Source organism: Polaromonas sp. P1_E1_2, from assembly GCF_056406035.1.
This window is the reverse complement of the sequence record NZ_JBFUAZ010000708.1, coordinates 1-1,984: the sequence shown is the minus strand read 5'-3', so window position 1 is coordinate 1,984 and position 1,984 is coordinate 1. Positions and strand designations below refer to the sequence as shown.

Genomic DNA, 1,984 nt, shown 5'->3' with positions numbered 1-1,984 from the left:
CAGTATGGACGAGGTCGCCGAGCGCGTGCAGTTTGGAGGCAGGCAAGCGATGACTGTCGTGATTGGTCCAACTGGCAGTGGAAAGACCGCTTTGGTGCGTGAGTTTGAGTATCAGTTCGAATCCCACGCGTTAGAAATCCCTGAAGACCTACGTCCAACGTTAGTTTCTATGGAGTTGTCCGCTCCCGAAGTAGGAACCTTCAACTGGAAAGAAGATTTCTATAAGCCTGGACTGGAGAAGCTTCAGGAGCCGTGCGCGAGAAATAAAATAAACATTGAAGATATCCGCGCGCAAATCCTTTCGGGTAACAGCCGGCCTGTCTTCTCCAGAAATCCTGCGACGACTGGCGACTATCGAAGGCTCTTGTATAGCGCCTTAGAGCGAGCGCGCACGATGGCGCTTTTAATAGACGAGGCTGATCACTTTCGCAGACCTATGTCCAAAGATGGAGTATTTCGTCAATACAACAGCATCAAGAGCCGTAGCAACTCATGCAACACCCATTTCGTGCTGCTGGGCACAACCGACCTGCGCGACATCTTCAGGCAAAGCGGCCAAATTAGTCGCCGAGTCTATCCAGTGTGGCTATCGCCATATAGCCGTTCGGAATCTCGTGCATTCACCGCGGCCGCAGTTGCACTTGTTGAGAAATGTCCCATTCCCATCGATTTTGATGTGAGATCCAAAATTGATTATTTTTTTGAACGTACCTTCGGTATCTTCGGAATTCTTTATGAGTGGTTCGAGCGCGCTCTTATCAAGTGCCTCGCCCAGAATAGATCAAAGTTGACATGGGCGATCATGTCTGAAGTACAGCTCCACGAGATGCAACTCGATGGAATTTTGACTGAGCTTGTAAATTTTCAGACTTTTGAACGGGAGATCAACGCTTACATTCAGGAAAAAAAGACTTTTCTCTTCCCAGTTCCCTCATCAGATGCAATGCCAGTTCCCACCCCCAAAAAGCGCAAGCCGGGCGAACGTTGGCCGACACGCGACCCGGTGCCGCTGTGACACAAGTCAGTATCATTCCGGCTTCATCTGGCATTCCGGTCCTTAGCTCACTCAAGCCACGTCGGCGTGGGCCTGGATCGATTGAAGCGCTTTCCAGCCACCTGATCGCACTTTCACAACATCACAGTTGCTCACCTTACACACTCCTCCATAAGGTGCTGATCCCGCCATCACAGCGGTTAAGCCTCCGCTGGAGGAGAGTACGATTTAACGAATCGCAGCTTATAAATGGCTACCTTGATGTAGCCCAATTTTTATCTGAAACAGTAGAGAGTTGCAGCCACGGGAAAGATATCAAGAACATGACTCTTATCGGTATGCAATCATTTTGCGATCCGGTTGGAAAGCATGTTTTGCGACGCGTGAGGCCTTGGTGCCCCGAGTGCTACCGCGAAGCCAGGGCCCGCGATATACCAGCTTGGGACCCCCTATACACCTACGTCAACACAACGACTGTTTGTGTTTGGCATCAGGCGGTACTTCGCGTTGAATGTGAAAAGTGTGGTGCTTCTCAGCGATTCGTTCCCAGACTTCCTTTCCTTGATCTATGCGAGAGATGCGGAGCCGATATGGCTATGCAGGGCAGTTCTCCATTGAAGACCGGTCGAACGCTCAACGACGAACTGTGGTTTGCAAGGGCCGCAATGCACCTCATAGAAACTCTTGAGAGCGGTGCGCCACTGTCGGCAGACAACTTCGCCAAGAATATTCAATTGCTTATAAACCAGCATTTCGATGGCAATCGCCAGCAGTTTGCGAAGAAGCTTGGAGTCGCAGGTTCCGGTCCGAAGAATTGGATCGATCGGGGCTCCCATCCCAGCTGGGCATCGATTGCTGACCTGGGATTTCGCATGGAAATTCCCCCAACTCAACTCGCGACGTCCGATCTGCCGATGACAGACCCGATCTATTGGCGCTATGTTGATCGATTGGTCCTAGACGCACCTCACATTCGCCCTGCCATTGAAA

2 protein-coding genes are annotated in these 1,984 nt (G+C 51.1%); both read left to right on the top strand.

Annotation, left to right across the window (positions count from 1 at the left end; genetic code table 11):
- Positions 1 to 1,015 (top strand): AAA family ATPase (locus AC1D1P_RS21970; protein ID WP_477674435.1); only part of this gene is annotated, 1,015 nt, incomplete at its 5' end.
- A gap of 569 nt (positions 1,016 to 1,584) precedes the next feature.
- On the top strand, positions 1,585 to 1,984 hold a 400-nt coding region (locus AC1D1P_RS21965; RefSeq protein WP_477674434.1), incomplete at its 3' end, for a hypothetical protein.